Genomic DNA, 16386 nt, shown 5'->3' with positions numbered 1-16386 from the left:
ATGACTCCTTCGAAAGCCGATTTCCAGGCAGTTCTCGGACAGGCTCGTGACCTAGTCCGTAATCAGCTGGATTTGACCGAAAAGACAATCCTGCGTGTGGCAGAGACTGCTCCTGCCGGGATTGCAGATAGGCTTCAGACTCTTTTCGAGACGAAGGGCAAGCGCATCCGTTCGACTCTTCTTTGCCTCATATCCAACTGCGGGAATGTGGCGCCCGATGCGTCCCGTGTCGCGCATGCCTGCGCAAGCGTGGAACTGTTGCACCTTGCGAGTCTCGTGCACGACGATATCATCGACGGCACGGAACTCCGGCGCGGCAAGGCTACCGCCCACAAGAAATGGGGAACGCAGGTGGCCGTTCTCGTGGGCGACTACGTGCTTTCGCAGTCGATGCGTTGCGTGATTGACGAACGGGATCGTGAAGTGCCGGTGGTTATCTCGGACGCTGCGGACAAGCTCATCGTGGGCGAAATCATGGAACTCGACCACTGCGGTGAACTCGGGCTTTCCAGGGAAACCTACAACGAGATTATCGATGCGAAGACGGCCGCGCTTATCGAGGCTGCTTCCCGCATCGGCGGTATCATGGCCGGATTCGACAAACCCCTGATTGACGAATGTGCCAAGATGGGGGCGCACTTCGGGCTCGCGTTCCAGATTATCGATGACCTGCTCGATTACGGCTACGGCTCGAAGAATCTGGACAAGGCGAAGTTCACCGACCTCTCGAACGGGCTCATTACGCTCCCGCTTCTGTATTACTTCGAGGATTGCAACGCGGATGAACGTTCCGAAATGGAATCGCTTATCAAGAGGGTCGCGACCGACGATGTCGCCGGCGAGATCCTTGCGCGACTGAATGCAAAGAAGAGTTTCGACAAGGCGAAGGCCGAAGCCCAGGAACATCTGGAACAGGCGCTGCAGATTGCGGACAAGTTCCCGAAGAACAACTTTACCGGCGAGATTGTCGCCATGTTTTCGAGCATGAGCGACCGCGGGAATTAAAGACTACTCCTCCGCACATTGATGTGCTCGGGGCGATGCTTCGCATCGGGGAATTAAAGATATACTCCTCGCGCTACTTCCGCCGCATCCAGAAGGCGAGGAAGACGACCACTGACAGGATACAGACCGCGATGATGCCCCAGAAGGCTATGGGCGATCCTGTAGCGGCGTCGCCGTTCATGGCGAAGGGCAACTGCACGTTCATGCCGAACAAGCTTGCGAAGAACGTCGGGAGCGATATCGAAATCGTCACGATGGTCAAGTTCTTCATCAGCTGGTTCACGTTGTTGTTGATGACGCTTGCGCGGGCATCCATCATCGACGTCAAGATGTTTGCGTAGATGTTTGCCTGTTGCAGGCTCTGCCCGTTTTCGATCTGGATGTCTTCCAAAAGTTCGCGTTCGGCCTCGGTCCAGTTGAGGCTCCTGCCCAGCTGCAACTTGCGGAGCAAGGTGTCGTTGCTGTTGAGTGCGCTCACGTAGTAGATCAAGCCCTTGTTGAGGCTGAACATGGAAAGCAGGTACTTGTTTTCCATCGAGGTGTTGAGGCGCAGTTCGAGGTCATCGTTGATGCGGTTGATAATGCGCAGGTGTTCGTTGAAGTGCGATATCGCGTAGCTCAACACGCGGAGCACGAAGGTGTTCAGGCTGTCGATTTTCGAGAAGCGGCGTTCGTCCATCACGGGAATGTCGCTGTCGGTGAGGAGCAGGATCCAGTCCTTGAAGATGAAGATGCCGAAGGATTCTACGCGGAACTGGAAGTTGTCCGCGGCAGAATAGTTCTTGGGCTTCTTGAACACTATCGTGGTGAAGTCGTCGTCGTATTCGATACGGGAAAGCTCGTCGGAGTCGAATGCGGAGGCGATGGTATGCTCGGTTATTTCGTATTCCTTGACTAGGACGCTTCGCTGTTCCTGGCTGAGGGAGCCCATGATGACGATGTCAGCTGCGTCTTCGTTCGGGGCGACTGCAATGCGGCCCGATTCGATTTTGTAATACTTGAGCATGGAGCCCCCTTTGATCGAACGGGTTCAAATATAGAAAAGCCCCGGCATTTGCCGGGGCTCTTTTCAACATTTTAATTTGATTACACGCCCTTCTTGAAGCGGTTGGACCACCACAGAACAATCGGAGAGCAGATGCACACGGAGGAGTAGGTACCGATGAGGATACCAAAGCACTGCACGAGGCCGAAGTCGCGGATGGAGGAACCGCCCATCACGGCGAGAATCACGCACACGAACAAGGTCGTGAGGGAGGTCACCATGGTACGGCTGAAGCACTGGTTGATGGACTTGTTGATTGTTTCGCCGAAGTTCGCGGAACCGTAGATGGCCGTGTTTTCGCGGATGCGGTCGAAGTTCACGATCGTGTCGTTCACGGAGTAACCGATCATCGTGAGGAGCGAGGCAATCAGGGCGCCGTCGAAGGAAAGGCTGAATGCCGAGATGAAGCCGAGCGTGATGATGGTGTCGTGCACGAGGCCGAGCACGGCGGCGACACCGAAACCGAGACCGAACTTGCCGAACCGGAACCACACGTAGAGGAGGATGCCGATCCAGGCGAGGATTACGGACAAGATAGCGTTGAAGCGGAGTTCCTTGCCGATTGTCGGGCCGACGTTGTCCTTCGCGACAATGACGCATTCCTGACCGGCCTTCTTGAAGGCTTCGTTCATCTTGAGTTCGAACTGTGCGTCTTCGGAAGCGCGCATGCTAATCTGGTAGGAGTTGGCGGACGTTCCGCCGAGGGAGCGGACGCGCGTGCCATTGATGCCTGCAGCGGAGAGTGCCTTGTTGAGGTCGCTTTCGTGCTTCGCGTTATCCTGATACTGAACCGTGTAGACCTGGCCACCGGTGAAGTCGATGCTGAAGTCGAATCCCTTGACCACAATGCATGCGATGGAAGCGATGATGAGAATGGTCGAAATGAGACCGAAACGCTTGCGGTGCGGGATAATCTGGAGGTTCGCCTCGTTGATGGCCTTGATGCCACTACCGATGGAGAGCGTCGTCGTGTCGCGCTTGGCAAGCTTCCAGTCGAGGATGGCGCGGGTAAGCGTGATGGCGCAGAAGAGCGAGGTGAGGATACCGATAGTAAGCGTAAGACCGAAACCCTTCACGGAACCGGTACCGATCTTGTAGAGGATAAGGCCGGTAAGCACGGTCGTCAAGTTGGAGTCCAAGATGGCGCTGAAGGCTCGTTCGTAACCCTTGGCGACTGCCGCGCGGGCGGTGAGGCCGGCCTTGAGTTCTTCACGGATACGTTCGTAGATAATCACGTTCGCGTCGAGGGACATACCCACGACGAGGATGAAGCCCGCGATACCGGGGAGAGTGAGGGTCGCGTTGAACACGGACATCACGGCGGCGGTAACGAGGGTGTTGATGACCATGCCGAGGCTCGCGATAAGGCCGCCCAGACGGTAGTAAGCCACCATGAACACAAGGCAGAGAATGAGGCCGACAGCGCCGGAACCGAAGCCCTGGACGATGTTTTCTTCACCGAGGGTGGCACCCACGGTGCGGCTTTCGATAATCTTCATCGGGGCCTTGAGGGCGCCGGCGCGGAGCACGACGGCGAGGCGGTTTGCTTCGGCCATGTCGTCGAGGCCGGTAATCTGGGCGTCGCCGTTCGGGATGCGTTCGTTGATGCGCGGAGCGGAAATCACCTGGTTGTCGAGAACGATGGCCATCTGCTTGCCGACGTTCGCGGCGGTCACGGCGGAGAACTTCTTGGGACCGATGCCGCCGAACTTGAGGGTCACGGCGACTTCGCCTGCGCTCACGCCGTCAGCGAGACGGTGGGGCTGGGCGTTCACGATATCGTCACCGCCCATTTCGGCGCGGCGCTTGAGGAGGTAGAGGCGCTTGGCCTTGACCGGGGAATCGTTGCTGATCTTTTCGAGGCCGCTTCCGAACGCGAAGTTCAGGTCGCGCGGGATGAGCTTCTTGACACCGTCGAGCTCGAGGAGCTTCTTGACCTTTTCGATGTCTTCTTCGGCGATGAACCCACCGTTGGCAAAAGACATGTAGTAGGAGCTGAGGGCCTTTCCGACCTCCGTAGCCGGTGCGGCTTCTTCGGTGGCTGCCTTGGAGGAATCTTCGGCCTTCGGGGCTTCAGCTGCGGCGACCTTGCCGCCGAGGAGTTCTTCGTCGGAAAGCTGGGCCGTATCCTTTGCGGAATCCTTCGCTGCGACCGTGCTGTCCTTGGCTGCAGTGCTATCCGTCGCGGCGGAATCTGCAGTCACGTCGGAAGTCTGGCGCGTCAGGTACTGGTCGATGAGACCGACGACCTGGGGGAACCTGTCTGCTTCGGCAAGAATCTTGAATTCGAGCTTTGCGGTGGAACCCACGAGGGCCTTTGCGGTAGAGTCGTCCACGCCGGCAAGTTCGACCAGGATGCGGTCGTCGCCGGAAGGAGAAATCTGGGGTTCGGAAAGACCGTACTGGTCGACGCGGTTACGGATGATTTCCAGGGACTGGGCCTGGATGTCCTTGATGTCGTCGCCTTCCTTGAGTCCGGACTGGTCAATCTGGAGGGTGATGCTCGTACCACCCGCGAGGTCCAGACCGAAGTTGATGGACTTCGTGGCCATCTTCGGGTTTTCCTTGAGGAACGCCTTTTGTTCTTCGCCCTTCTTGGAGTGAACCTGGATGGAGGGCCATACGGTGTAGGCCGAGAGAGCAATAACAGCGAGAATGATGAATTCTCTTATGCCGAATTTATATTTGTTCATTTGTAATCCCTTAATAAGGCATTAATACGCATTTAGTTGCGGGTGCAAAGATAGAAAAAGGCGGGCGCCGCGTAAGGAAACTAGATGTAAATGTTGCCGTTTGCGTCGGCATTTTTCGTTACGGCGATGATTCCTTCAATAAGGCCTATTATGCCGGGAATGGTTGTCCAGCAGAACAGAATGTACAGAATCCCCATGCCTATCTTGCCGGCATAGAATTTATGTATGCCCAAGCCCCCCAAAAGGATGGCCAGGACTGCATAGGCGACCTGATTCACTTTGGTGCCAGCTCCTTCTGCCGGGATCTCTTGAATGCTGGTTCCGCATTTGTTGCAAAATGTGTCTGTGTTGGCAACTTCATTTCCGCATTTTGGACAAAAAGGCATAAAGCAGCTCCTTGTTGTTTACGTTTTTATTTAATTTCAAAAGATGGTTCGGGCGCATCCAGCGACACCGAAAGAGTCAAACAGTCATGGCCCGATGCGCGAACCACAGAAAAACCGGTCCCCGCAAAATGAATTTTCAGGCTCCCGTCGCGGAGTACGGGGTTTTCGTGGCGCATGCGGGTGAGTTCGCGGATAAACTTGTAGATGGGCAGCGCCTTGCGGGCCTTCAGCTGGTCCCACGGGAATGTTCGCCTGCAGTCGGGGTCCTTGCCGCCTTCCATGCCGATTTCGTCGCCGTAGTAGATGCAGGGGGCTCCGGGCATAAAGAACAGCAGGGCGAGCGCGAGCCTTATGCGTTCGGGGCTCGTGCGGGGTTGCGACGCGATGCGGGTGGTGTCGTGGCTCCCGAGCAGGTTCATCGGGGTACCGAAGCGGTTCTCGGGGAACGCGCTGCGCACCTTTTTGCAGAATTCGCCTGTAGAAACGGGGTTCTCGTCGAAGAGGTACTGCATTACCGCCTTGCGGAACGGGTAGTTCATGACTCCGTCGAACTGGTCGCCTTTGAGCCAGCGCTCGGGATTGTCCCAGATTTCGCCCACGATGTAGGCTTCGGGGTTTATCGCCTTCACGCGCCTGCGGAATTCCTGCCAAAAACTATCGTCGTTTATTTCGTTCGGCACGTCGAGCCGCCAGCCGTCAATGCCGCGCCTGGTCCAGTATTCGGCGACGCTGAACAGGTATTCGCGAACGTCCGCGCAGTCCGTATTGAACTTCGGTAGCGCGGGGTAGTTCCACCAGCATTCGTAATTCGGCTTGCCCGAGTAGGCGTGTATGGGCCAGCTGTGCACGTGGAACCAGTCGACGTAGGGGGAATCTTCCCCGAGTTCCATGAGGCTGTTGAACTGGAAGAATCCGCGCGAGCAGTGGTTAAAGACGCCGTCCAGAATGACGCGGAGCCCGAGGGCGTGCGCCTTCTTTACAAGGTTGTCGAAATCCTTGAGCGTGCCGAGCACCGGGTCAATCTCGAAGTAGTCCACCGTATGGTAGCGGTGGTTGGAATTGCTCTTGAAAATCGGGCACAGGTAAATCGCCGTCGCGCCGAGGTCCGCAATGTACTTTAGTTTGTCGGTAATGCCCGCGAGGTTCCCGCCGAACATGTTCGTGCGGGTGGGCTTGCTGTCCCATTGCACGAACTTGCCTACGGCACTGTATTTGGGGCTGCGGCAAAACCTATCAGGGAAAATCTGATAGAAGATGGCGTCCTTGACCCAGTCTGGCGCGAGTTTCGTTGAAGACCGGACCATGGTGCCTCTAGATGTTCCACATCGGGCGGCGCTTGCGCACGTCCACGAGCTTGCGGATTTCGGAATGGAGCGATGCGTTTGCCGTGAGTTCCTTGATGGTCACGGGAATCCTGTAGGTCCAGTTCTTGCCGCCGACCGTGCCGGGAATATTCACGCGTTCTTCTTCGGCCGGGATTTCGGAAAGGGTTGAGGAAAGCGCGAAGAAATCTTGCACAGGCAAGATGCAGAAGAGACTGTTCGACGAGAATACGTGTTCAAGGATGTTGCGCACGGCGGGCGGGGTAAGCGTCTGCGGCGCGGCACCGGATAGCTGGGCGTGTGTCCAGTAGAGGTCGCGGTCGAAATCGGGTTCTTCCCAGAGCCCGCGGAGGCTCGAGGTGTCGTGGCAACTCGTGGTGCACACGGAGAGTCTCGGGTATTCGGCCATGTCGTAGTAGGGGCTGTACGGGGCATCCCAGTTGCGGGCCCAGCGCTCGATGCGCAGCGAAAGGATATTGAGTTTCTTGAGCACGGTGGGGACGCAGTGCGGGACGGCTCCGAGGTCTTCGGCACATACCAGCATGTCGGTCTCTTTCGCGAGGACAGAGAGAAGCTTCGTCGCGTTCTGTTCCCAGAGCCCTTCCTGCGAGGCTTCGTTTTCGTGGATGATTTCCTTGAGCTTTTCCTGCTCGTTTTCGGGGAGTGTCCTGAGAACGGGCTGGTTGTACCAGTACCAGAACGGGTAGTAGTTGTTTTCGTCGCCTGCCGGGATGAAAATGCGATTCCAGTAGACCTTCAGGAGGGCATCCTTCACGTTCTGCGGTTCGTCGAGAGTCGTGATGGCGCGTTCGCTATAGAATTGCGGCTTGAGGACGAATCGCGAAGGCTCGTTGGGCAGGCTTTCGAAGTAGACGGAAACCATGTTCTCGGTCTCGTCGCCCAGGAATTCGCGAAGCTGGTCCACGGAGTAGTTCGGGCGGCGCAGGTACTCGAGCGTCTCGCGGATGAACCCGGCGGCATGCAGACGGTCCCAGGTAAGCGGGACGCAGGGATTGAAGCGTCCGAGGATGCCCGTCACTTCGTTTTCGGGGATGGACCAGATGCGGAAGAATCCGAGCACGTGGTCGATGCGGTAGGCGTGGTAGAACTTGCTCGCCTGAGCGAGGCGGTCTTTCCACCAACGGAATCCGTCCGCCTCGATGACATCCCAGCGGTAGGTGGGGAATCCCCAGTTCTGGCCGCTGTAGCTGAACATGTCGGGAGGTGCGCCCGCGCGGTCGGAAAGCGAGAAGTACTTGCGGTTCGCCCACACGTCGGCGCTGTCCTCGTTGATGAGGATGGGAATGTCTCCCTTGATGTGGATGCCGAGTTTCGAAACCTCGCTCACGGCGGCCGTGAACTGCATCTCGGCGACGTACTGCATCCAGGCCTGGAAAAGTATGTCCTTGTGGTACTTGGTCCAGAGCTTCTCGATATCGTCTGCCGTGGGATCCTTGAACTTTTTCCAGTCCTTCCAGCTCGACTCGGAATTCTGGGCCTTGAGTGTCGCGTAGGCGCAATAGGCTTTGGCCCATCCGTTCTTGTCGATCCAGTTCGAAAGGTCTTTGTCCTTCTTGAGCTCGTCGTAGCGGTTGTCGAAAATCTTGCGGAGAATGCCGCGCTTCCACGTGGATATCTTATAATAGTCGATGCGTTCTTCGCTTTCGAATCCTTCCTTGGCATCCTCGATTTCTTCCTCGAATTCGCTGGAGCCGCGGACTGACTGGATGTTGATGAACACCGGGTTCAGGGCGAATGCGCTCCGGGCGCTGTAGGGGCTCGCCTCGGCTCCGGTGTCGTTGACCGGCAAAAGCTGGATGATGTTGAAGTCGCAGAGCTTGCACCAGCCTGCGAAGGGAATGAGGTCGAGGAATTCGCCGATACCGATGTCAGCCTTGCTGCGGAGGCTGAAGAGGGGCACGGCTACGCCCGTCTGGAAGGAGGAAATATCACCGTAACGCATGCCCGAAATATAGATAAATCGGGAAAGAATATGCTATTATTCCTTGCATGAGCTGGGAATGTAGGTATTTGAGAGAGACTTTCTGTGACAAGCGGAAGCAGGAATGCTGCCCGGGTGCAAAGGGGTGCGTGCTGGAAGGCCGGTTCGCGTTCCCCCTTCGAGAAAACAAGGAAAAAGTGAAAAAAACCTCGTCCAAATGAAATCTGGACGAGGTTCGCAAACTTGTTTTGCCCGAACTTTATATTAAACGCAGAATCTCTTGCGTGGTCTGCTCGGCGAAGACGTTATCTTGTACTAGACGGCGGACCTCGGTCGGGTTGATGCGCGCGTACTCGGAAAGTGCGCGGCCGATGCCGTTACGTATATAATAGTCGTCTTCCTTGGCGCAGGTGAGGCAGAACTGGCGCAGCAGCGGCCAGTCGGTACGGTCCTTGTACTGGATCTGGAAGATGATGGCGCTGCGGCGGACCCAGATGTTCGGATCGCGGATCCAGGAGGCAATCTTGCTGCGGAGCGCGGGGAGGCGGAGCGCGAGGTCTCCTAAAATGCAGGCGGCGAGCGTGTCGACCGTATCGCGCCAGGCACGGGTCTTGATAAGTTTCTTCAAGAAATTGAGATGCTGCCCCCCGAGCATTTCCTTGTGGCGGAAGAGGTAGTCGCATGCGGCGTACTGGATTTCGCGGTAGGGCTGCGACCACATGTCCTCGACCCGGGCTACCAGCTCGGCGTCGTCTTTCGGCGGGTTCTTGTCGAATATGGGGTAGGTAACTTCGCGCCTTGGGACAAGACGGATCCCCAGGAAGTCAAACTGTTCGCGTGCCTTCTTGGACATCTCGTGAGATTCTTCTTCGTTAGCGATAGCGCGGAGCGCAAGTAGGATATCTTGAGTGAACCTTAACATGACGACACAAAAATAGTCCAGAAAGAATTTATTTTCTAGACCTTGACAAGCATTTTTTTTAAATTTTTTTCAGTTTTTTGAAATTTTTTGCAAAAAAAAGACAAAAAATACTCTTGACAAATCGTTTTTTTAAGTTTTTTGGGATTATGAGCGTGAATGAAGCCGTTTATGAGCGTGCGGTAATCGAGGTTCCCCCGGAACTCCGAGGCCCGTCCAATGAGGAAATATTGCAGAGGGAGGCGAGGGAGGACACGGCCAAGCGTCGCCGTTCGGCTACTAGGCCATCCAAGCGCGAACGCCTGAGGATGAAACAGGAAAAGGGGAGGGCGGACATGCTCAGGGTGGCGCGCTCGGTTTCGGAATCTTTCGCGAGGGGCTCCGTTGCAAGGCCCGGCTTTTCGGCAAAGGTCGAACCGGCCCCGGTTCTGGATGCGGAAAGGCCGATGTCGGGGGCCCGCCGGAAGTTGGACTCGCTGTTTTCCGCGCCGCGTCCGGCAGTGGAGAAACCCGTTGTTCCAGAAACGGCTAAGGTTGTGACGGCTCCTCCACCGGTACCCTCTTCGGGGCGTGTGCTCAAGGGCTCTTTCGGAGCAAAGCCGAGCGACGCGGCCAAGGCCAAGGTCTATTCGGCGGCAGAACTCGAACGCCAGCGCATGGAAGAGCGTGCGAAGAAGATTCGTGCGGCGCTGGCTGCGAAAAACAAGGCCGCGGCCCCGGCTGTCGGTCCCGACGGACTGCCCGTGAAGCGTCCGCGTGGCCGCCCGCGCAAGAACCCGCTACTGTAGAAAACCGTATAAAAAAACCGCCTTCTTTCGAAAGCGGTTTTTTTGAGAGGCAACGATCAGACTCGAACTGATGAATAAGGCTTTTGCAGAGCCGCCCCTTACCAACTTGGGTACGTCGCCAATGTGAGCGGCAATATAGGTAAATAAACTGCTTTTGCCAAGGGGGAATGGCTAAAAAAACTAATTTTTGCCCATGTTCGGTCGATTCAAGGGCTGGCTCCTAGCTTTCGCTTGCATGTTGTGGGTCAAAAGCCTGAGGGTAAAACTCAGGTTGCCCGAGGGGTATGCCCCCGGCGTGGTCGGAATTTGGCATCAGGACCTGCTTGCCAGTTGTGCCGCTTTCCGCGGGTCGGGAATGCATATCCTCGTCTCGGAATCTTCGGACGGGGACCTTTTTGCCCGCGTGGCGCGGCGCCTGGGGTACAGGGTGACTCGCGGTTCCGATAGCCACGGCGCATTGAACGTGCGTCACCTGGTGCGGACTTTGCGGGAAGGAGGACTCGTGGGAATGGCGCTGGACGGGCCTCGCGGTCCGGCACTGCAGGTCAAGCCTGGTTCGCTGTGGCTTGCCGAAAAGGCCGAAAGGCCGTTGTGGCTTGTCGAAGCCCGCTATGGCCGCCACGTGCGCCTCAAAAGCTGGGATAACTTTGTTGTTCCGTTCCCGATGACATCTATTGACATCGAAATTAAGTATTTTTGCAAAGAAAAAAGGTCCGACACCAGTCGGGAAAAGGAGTAGACATGATCGCATTGCCGCCGAAATTTGTTGCGTTTGACCTCGAAACGACAGGCCTTGTCAATACGAAGGATGAAATTGTCGAAATAGGAGCCGTGAAGTTCACCGTCGAGACGGACCCGAAAGGCAGGGTCGTCCCCAAGCTTATTTCGGAGTTCAACACGCTGGTGAACCCCAACATGATGATTCCCGAGGAGGCTTCGCGCGTGAACCATATTACCGACGCCATGGTAAAGGACGCCCCGCCGGTAGGTGAATGCCTCAAGAAGTTTACGGCCTTCTGCGGACAGGGATCCATCTTGCTTGCGCATAACGCGAACTTTGACGCGAGCTTCTTGCGCGTGGCCTACTCCAAGAACCCGCAGTTTATCCCGGGAAATCCCGTCATCGACAGCCTGGTCGTCGCCCGTACGATTTTGCCCGAACTCGAGAACCACAAGCTGGGCTACATGGCGGGCCTCTTCATGAAGCGCGGGGAATTTACGATGAAGATCGACCCCGCGAAGATGCACCGCGCCGTCTACGACTGTGAAATGCTCATGGAAGTGTTTGTCGCGCTCCTCCGCCGCCGGTTAAAGGAGAAGGACTGGGAAATGGGCAACATCATGGCGGGCATGGCCAAGTACAAGGGCGTGCCGCAGTTCATCAACAAGTAGGCGCCCGCCTTTCCCGTTTCCGGGTAAAAAGAAGGGGCCGCCAAGTGCGGCCCGGAAACACAAAATACCGCCAAAGTGTCCTTTGACGGTTTTTTAGTCTCTTTATTCGAGAATTAGATGCCGAGTTCGCGGGCGACAGCCTGGATACCGCACTTGTTGATCGTGCGGAGGCCGGCGGCGCTCACGCGGAGCGTGACCCAGCGGTCTTCTTCGGGAATGTAGAAGCGCTTCTTCTGGAGGTTGGGAAGCTGCTTCATCAACTTCTTGCGGTTGGAGTGGGAAACCATGTTGCCCACGAGGCCGGCCTTGCCGGTAACTTCACAAATGCGGCTCATAATGAAACTCCGTTGTTTTTCGGACACCAATTTTAGATAAAAATGGTCGAACTGTCAAGGCTAAAGTTAGTCTTGGAGCTCTTTGGGGAGGTTAAATTTGGTCGATTCCACCAATTTTATGAAATTTTCGATGGAAATCGGCTCAAAATGGGACTTTAGCCATTCCACGACCTCCTGGACCAGCACTTCGGGTGCGGATGCCCCGCTGGATACCCCGACGGATTCGATCCCCTCGAACCACGAGAGGTCGAGGTCGTTCACGTCGGCGATGAGATGGCTCTTGATTCCCTGTTCGAGGCCGAGTTCCATGAGTCGGCTCGAATTCGAGGAATTCTTGGCGCCGACCACGAGGAGCATGTCGACCTGCTTGCAGAGGTCGAGGACGGCCGCCTGGCGGTTGCCGGTCGCGTAGCAGAGGTCGCCCGCGTTCGGGCCGATGATGTTCGGGAAACGCTTCTTCAGGGCCTCGATAATCTTGTGGGTCTCGGCAACGGAGAGCGTCGTCTGGGTGATGTAGGCGAGTTCCTTGCCTTCGGGAACGTTGACAGTGGAGACGTCCTCTTCGTTCCGGATGAGGGTGATGGCGCCTTCGGGGAGCTGCCCGAGCGTGCCTTCGACTTCGGCGTGCCCCGCATGCCCGATGAGGATGATGTGGCGCCCCGCATTGAAGTGGCGCTTCGCACTGTAGTGGACCTTGAGCACCAGCGGGCAACTTGCATCGAGCACCTTGAGGTGGCGCGCCTCGGCATCGGCGTAGATGTGTTCCGCGACCCCGTGCGCGGAGAAGATGACGACCGAGCCTTCCGGGACCTCGCTCACCTCGTCGACGAAGATGACGCCCTTTTCCCTGAGGGTGTCGACTACGAATTTGTTATGAACGATCTCGTGACGTACGTAGATGGGCGTGCCGAATTTTTCGAGGGCCTTCTCGACGATATGGATGGCGCGGTCGACTCCGGCGCAGAATCCGCGCGGTGTGGCAAGGACAATCTTTTTCATTACGTGTTTCCGTCTTGGAATTCCGGCAGGCCCCGCAGGAATTCGAGGAGCTGCCGGTAGGAATCTTGAATCTTGTTGCGTTCGTGGGCGAGGAAGGTTCCGACGAGTTTTGAATCGGGGAGCATGCGTCTCGGATAGTCGGCGGTGGTGTGCAACTGTGCGATGACACCTTCGCGGACGAGTGCCGCCGCATTTTCCTTTTGCCCTGCGGTGAAAGGCCCGATGCTGGTGGCTACACCTGCTTGTAGCGGTTCCCAGAAGTTATGGACTCCGAGTCCCCGTGCGAACGAACCTCCGACGACTGCCGTTTTCGAGATGGAAAGGACGTCGCTCGTGATGCCGAACTGGCTTACGATGGAGATGGCTCCCTTCTGCACGAGTGGCCAGTCGACAACCGTGTATTCTTCCTCGATGAGCGCCTTGCGGAATGTTTCGGCTTCTTCGGGACGCCGCGGAATCAGGACGACAGATTCCTGACGTTTGATGGAGGATTCCACCATGCGTTCGAGGCTGGTCCATTCGGAAAGGTGCATGGAGAGGAAGGCAACATCGACAGTCGGGTTTTCGACTGGCTTGAGCGGCTCGTTCTTGCGGACCCAGGGGAGGAGTTTCCAGTCGCCGCCGATGGCCGTTTTCGGGATGCGGAATTTCGAGGCCGCGTTCAGGAATCGCGAGAGGTCGTCGCCGGTCTGCATGCTTGCAAATGCAACGGGAGAAAAGTCGATCCCCGGCATGGACGCCCGGTAGCGGCCCGAGACGATGGCAACGGATGGCTTGATGTTCAGACGTCGCATGGTAGAAAGGTAGCCCGGCCAGAGCTCGTTCTCGCCGAGGATAAGCGCGATAGGCTTTACCTTCTTGGCAAAAAGACTCATGGTCGTCTGCGTGTCGGCGGGGGCGATGGAAACATCGATGCGCGACTCCGGGGCTTGCGACAGTGTCTTCTTGATGAACTCGACCACCTCCACCTTCTGCGTGGTGATGAGGATCCTGGGCATGTTCGCAATGTCCTCTTGCAGGAACTTCGCGAGGTTCAGGAGCATCTTGCATTCCCCGAGGCTTGCCCCGTGCATCCACAGGAAGGGGCCTTCGGGCCAGGGACCGTTCAGGCGGTCGCCGATATGGAACCGTGTATTTACGGCAGGGACCTTAGCGACTGCCTTGGCGGCAGTGCCAATGGCGAATCGTGCAAAATCAATCGCGTTAAACATGTTTATCTCAGGCCGTGTAGATTTTGAGTAGAACCATTATCAAATTAAAAAATCCAAACCAGAACCACGTGGAGGCGTCGGCGCGGAATGCCTGTAAAACGGTGCGCGCGGGGCTGTCGCCGGAGTTGCGGCAGAAAAGCGCCTCGATATTCGCGGAACTCATCGGTGTTCTTTGGGCCCAGGCGCGCCAGGTGTCGCCGAACTTTTCTTCGAGGAAACGGTCTTCGGCGCGGGCGAGCGCGTATTCGAAGAGGGCAAGCGCAATAATGAAGACGTGGAAGAGCCCGCTCACGCCGAGGTGGAAAAAGATTGCGCCCAGCGCGATGTAGGTGTTCGACGTGTACAGCGGGTGGCGCATGTGCGCGTAGGGTCCGTCGGTGACGAGTTCGGCCGCCTCATGTGTGTTGCCGCGGGTGTGCTGGCCTATAAACTGGCGGGCCCTGATGCGGAGGGCAATGCCCAGAACGTAAAAGAGGAGCGTGCCGATGTAGGGGCCGACTTCCGCCATGCGGGAGTAATTTTGCGGGAACGGCGCTGCGGGGCAGGCGAGGAGTGCCACGGCGAAAAGCGCGAGAATATAACCGCGGAAGCGGTAGAGGATTTCGCTAGCCTTTCGCACGTTCCATCTCCACTACGTTGAAACGGGACTGCGCCGTAGCGCTGAACGGGTCGTGGCTCGCCATGATGACCCACTTGCCGAGAGCGGCTGCGGTATCGAGGAATGCTAGCAATATGCGCTCGCGGTCGTCGAGCGCGATGGCGGCCATCGGTTCGTCGAGGAGGACGGTGGGCGAGTCGCTTGCGAGTGCCCACAGGAGGGCGATGCGGGAGCGTTCCCCGCCCGAAAGGCCTTGCTTTTCGAGCAGGCGGTCGGTACCTGCCACTTTGGCAAATTCCCCGATAAGGCGTGCGGTTTCGCCCTCGCGGCTGGCGAGCAGGTCAACAAGCAGGCGGCGTGGCGGAAGTTCAAGGTCCTGCGGGATAAAGAATACGTTTTCGGGTTGACCGCTTCCTTCGGGCAATGACTGCGCGGGCGTATCGCGGGTCGCGGCGTCCCATTCCTCGAGGCCCGCGAGCAGGCGCAGCAGGGTCGATTTCCCGATGCCGTTCTGCCCGCGTAAAAGAACGGGCTTCTCTCTGGACAAAGTAATCCCGAAGTCGCGATAGACCGGCGTATCGCTCCCCTCGTAAGTGAAGTTCCCGTGCGCGATTTCAAGGCTGTCGTCATTGCGAGCCTCGGAGAGGCGTGGCAATCTCGAACCCGCCTCCAGACTGCGCGCCTCCTGTTCACACGCCGCCCGCATCGGCAACCCCTCGAATTCCTCCAGCACGTCGCAGGCGCTCGCGGCGGCCCGGAACTGCGGCACGGCGCGGGCACATTCCTTCACCGGTTTGTAGCAGAGCAACAGCGCCGAGCAGAACAGCACGAGCCCCGTGCCGTCCATCCACCCGCGGGCGATAAGCATCGCGCAGAATGCGAGAACCGCGACCATCGCCACCACCGAGAGCGTCTCCATCGCGATGGAAAGCGCGTTCTTGCGGATGCTCGCGTCGAGCCCCTTGCGGTTGAGCGTGCCAGCCTCTTCCGAAACCTCGCGGGCGAGGTGCTCGATTTCGGCATTGCCGCTCCAGTTGCGGTATAGCCTGCGGGCGGTATTCAGCGAAAGCCTAAAGTTCGACCGCGCGTACAGGAGCGATTCTTCTTGCGGGCCGAGCGCGTGGAGCCTGCGCTGCATCCAGGCGACAAACGGCACCACCGCCGCAAACAGGAACAGCGTGAGCGGCCACGAGATGTACAGGAGCACCGGCAAGAAGATGGCGAGTTGCAATAACGCCTGCACCAGTTGGAAATACGCCCCGGCGTTGCTCTGGAGCGAGAGCGTCGCCTCGTAGGCGGCCTCGACCTTCGCATCGCCCGAACCGTCGTGGAAAAGCCGGGGCGAAAGCATGCGGATGCGCCCGAGGAACCACTCGGTGACGCTTTTCCCGGTATTGAACAGGAATGTCTCGGAATTGCGGGCCTTCGCGAACATGAACACCAGGCGGAGCGCGGCGAGAAGGGCCATCAGGCCTGCCCATTCCCAGAGGGTAAACGGCGAACTGCCCTCGAGCAGCCCCATGAACGAGCGGATGCCCCACAGGAGCCCCGCGTCGGCGAGGCTTGCCATGAGAGCGAGCGGCAAATATTGCAAAATCCCGCGCAAAAGGGACTTTTTTAGCCTTTTTTTGATGTTCACCGGAAAAAAATACAAAAAATGTCGCTCGGCCCCCTTTACAAAATCGCCCGATTAACTATATTTGGCCCTACATAAGACGCCCCTATCGTCTAGTGGCCCAGGACTCGGGATT

The 16386-nt window shown here is 57.4% G+C and carries 15 protein-coding genes and 1 tRNA gene; 4 read left to right on the top strand and 12 right to left on the bottom strand.

Going from position 1 to position 16386, the window contains the following annotated elements; genetic code table 11:
• Positions 1-1005: a polyprenyl synthetase family protein gene (locus B4B27_RS05950; protein ID WP_290724638.1), complete on the top strand. Its 1005-nt coding sequence runs from the start codon at positions 1-3 to the stop codon at positions 1003-1005.
• 73 nt (positions 1006-1078) lie between these two features.
• Here B4B27_RS05950 and B4B27_RS05945 read toward each other — a convergent pair whose 3' ends face one another.
• From B4B27_RS05945 to B4B27_RS05920, 6 genes are all read right to left on the bottom strand, one after another.
• The gene (locus B4B27_RS05945) at positions 1079-2011 is read right to left on the bottom strand and encodes a magnesium transporter CorA family protein (protein ID WP_173365677.1); all 933 of its coding nucleotides are present in this window, start codon (positions 2009-2011) and stop codon (positions 1079-1081) included.
• A gap of 80 nt (positions 2012-2091) precedes the next feature.
• Positions 2092-4743 carry a protein translocase subunit SecD gene (gene secD / locus B4B27_RS05940; RefSeq protein ID WP_290724636.1) on the bottom strand — a complete coding sequence of 884 codons (2652 nt, stop codon included), beginning with the start codon at positions 4741-4743 and terminating at the stop codon, positions 2092-2094.
• A gap of 80 nt (positions 4744-4823) precedes the next feature.
• Entirely contained in the window at positions 4824-5129 is a 306-nt protein-coding gene (locus B4B27_RS05935) for a TM2 domain-containing protein (RefSeq protein ID WP_290724634.1), read from the bottom strand.
• A gap of 26 nt (positions 5130-5155) precedes the next feature.
• A complete protein-coding gene (locus tag B4B27_RS05930) occupies positions 5156-6433 on the bottom strand; it encodes a glycoside hydrolase family 13 protein (protein ID WP_290724632.1) in 1278 nt (425 codons plus the stop codon).
• A gap of 7 nt (positions 6434-6440) precedes the next feature.
• Positions 6441-8414 carry a 4-alpha-glucanotransferase gene (locus tag B4B27_RS05925; protein WP_290724630.1) on the bottom strand — a complete coding sequence of 658 codons (1974 nt, stop codon included), beginning with the start codon at positions 8412-8414 and terminating at the stop codon, positions 6441-6443.
• 238 nt (positions 8415-8652) lie between these two features.
• On the bottom strand, positions 8653-9315 hold the full coding sequence (locus B4B27_RS05920; RefSeq protein WP_173365672.1) for a DNA alkylation repair protein: 663 nt from the start codon (positions 9313-9315) through the stop codon (positions 8653-8655).
• A gap of 146 nt (positions 9316-9461) precedes the next feature.
• On the opposite strand from B4B27_RS05920, the gene B4B27_RS05915 reads away from it, so the two are divergent.
• Entirely contained in the window at positions 9462-10100 is a 639-nt protein-coding gene (locus B4B27_RS05915; RefSeq protein ID WP_290724628.1) for a hypothetical protein, read from the top strand.
• Positions 10101-10147: 47 nt separating this feature from the next.
• On the opposite strand, the gene B4B27_RS05910 is transcribed toward B4B27_RS05915, so the two are convergent.
• Positions 10148-10220 (bottom strand) — tRNA-Cys (locus B4B27_RS05910).
• Positions 10221-10335: 115 nt separating this feature from the next.
• Here B4B27_RS05910 and B4B27_RS05905 point away from each other — a divergent pair.
• The gene (locus B4B27_RS05905; protein WP_290724627.1) at positions 10336-10839 is read left to right on the top strand and encodes a lysophospholipid acyltransferase family protein; all 504 of its coding nucleotides are present in this window, start codon (positions 10336-10338) and stop codon (positions 10837-10839) included.
• A gap of 2 nt (positions 10840-10841) precedes the next feature.
• Positions 10842-11492, top strand: coding sequence for a 3'-5' exonuclease (locus tag B4B27_RS05900; RefSeq protein WP_173365669.1), 651 nt, complete (start codon positions 10842-10844; stop codon positions 11490-11492).
• Positions 11493-11605: 113 nt separating this feature from the next.
• Here B4B27_RS05900 and rpmB read toward each other — a convergent pair whose 3' ends face one another.
• The 5 genes from rpmB to B4B27_RS05875 all read right to left on the bottom strand — a co-directional run bounded on the left by rpmB (position 11606) and on the right by B4B27_RS05875 (position 16220).
• Positions 11606-11827, bottom strand: coding sequence for a 50S ribosomal protein L28 (rpmB, locus tag B4B27_RS05895; protein ID WP_173318737.1), 222 nt, complete (start codon positions 11825-11827; stop codon positions 11606-11608).
• 66 nt (positions 11828-11893) lie between these two features.
• Positions 11894-12826 carry a 4-hydroxy-3-methylbut-2-enyl diphosphate reductase gene (gene ispH, locus B4B27_RS05890; protein WP_173365667.1) on the bottom strand — a complete coding sequence of 311 codons (933 nt, stop codon included), beginning with the start codon at positions 12824-12826 and terminating at the stop codon, positions 11894-11896.
• Positions 12826-14037: a 3-deoxy-D-manno-octulosonic acid transferase gene (locus B4B27_RS05885; RefSeq protein ID WP_290724621.1), complete on the bottom strand. Its 1212-nt coding sequence runs from the start codon at positions 14035-14037 to the stop codon at positions 12826-12828. Before B4B27_RS05885 ends, ispH begins: the two co-directional genes overlap by 1 nt.
• Before the next feature lie 7 nt (positions 14038-14044).
• Positions 14045-14656: a methyltransferase family protein gene (locus B4B27_RS05880; protein WP_290724619.1), complete on the bottom strand. Its 612-nt coding sequence runs from the start codon at positions 14654-14656 to the stop codon at positions 14045-14047.
• Positions 14643-16220: an ABC transporter ATP-binding protein gene (locus B4B27_RS05875; RefSeq protein ID WP_290724617.1), complete on the bottom strand. Its 1578-nt coding sequence runs from the start codon at positions 16218-16220 to the stop codon at positions 14643-14645. The genes B4B27_RS05880 and B4B27_RS05875 overlap by 14 nt, the downstream gene beginning before the upstream one ends.
• Between the last annotated feature and the right edge of the window lie 166 nt (positions 16221-16386).

The organism is Fibrobacter sp. UBA2449, assembly GCF_002342555.1.
GTDB lineage: Bacteria > Fibrobacterota > Fibrobacteria > Fibrobacterales > Fibrobacteraceae > Fibrobacter.
Note: the sequence above shows the minus strand (reverse complement) of the source record. Positions and strands in the feature narration are given on the sequence as shown.

Coding starts and splice junctions, on each gene's coding strand:
- B4B27_RS05950 (WP_290724638.1), top strand. CDS start 1: ATGACTCCTTCGAAAGCCGATTTCCAGGCAGTTCTCGGACAGGCTCGT.
- B4B27_RS05945 (WP_173365677.1), bottom strand. CDS start 2,011: ATGCTCAAGTATTACAAAATCGAATCGGGCCGCATTGCAGTCGCCCCG.
- secD (WP_290724636.1), bottom strand. CDS start 4,743: ATGAACAAATATAAATTCGGCATAAGAGAATTCATCATTCTCGCTGTT.
- B4B27_RS05935 (WP_290724634.1), bottom strand. CDS start 5,129: ATGCCTTTTTGTCCAAAATGCGGAAATGAAGTTGCCAACACAGACACA.
- B4B27_RS05930 (WP_290724632.1), bottom strand. CDS start 6,433: ATGGTCCGGTCTTCAACGAAACTCGCGCCAGACTGGGTCAAGGACGCC.
- B4B27_RS05925 (WP_290724630.1), bottom strand. CDS start 8,414: ATGCGTTACGGTGATATTTCCTCCTTCCAGACGGGCGTAGCCGTGCCC.
- B4B27_RS05920 (WP_173365672.1), bottom strand. CDS start 9,315: ATGTTAAGGTTCACTCAAGATATCCTACTTGCGCTCCGCGCTATCGCT.
- B4B27_RS05915 (WP_290724628.1), top strand. CDS start 9,462: ATGAGCGTGAATGAAGCCGTTTATGAGCGTGCGGTAATCGAGGTTCCC.
- B4B27_RS05905 (WP_290724627.1), top strand. CDS start 10,336: ATGTTGTGGGTCAAAAGCCTGAGGGTAAAACTCAGGTTGCCCGAGGGG.
- B4B27_RS05900 (WP_173365669.1), top strand. CDS start 10,842: ATGATCGCATTGCCGCCGAAATTTGTTGCGTTTGACCTCGAAACGACA.
- rpmB (WP_173318737.1), bottom strand. CDS start 11,827: ATGAGCCGCATTTGTGAAGTTACCGGCAAGGCCGGCCTCGTGGGCAAC.
- ispH (WP_173365667.1), bottom strand. CDS start 12,826: ATGAAAAAGATTGTCCTTGCCACACCGCGCGGATTCTGCGCCGGAGTC.
- B4B27_RS05885 (WP_290724621.1), bottom strand. CDS start 14,037: ATGTTTAACGCGATTGATTTTGCACGATTCGCCATTGGCACTGCCGCC.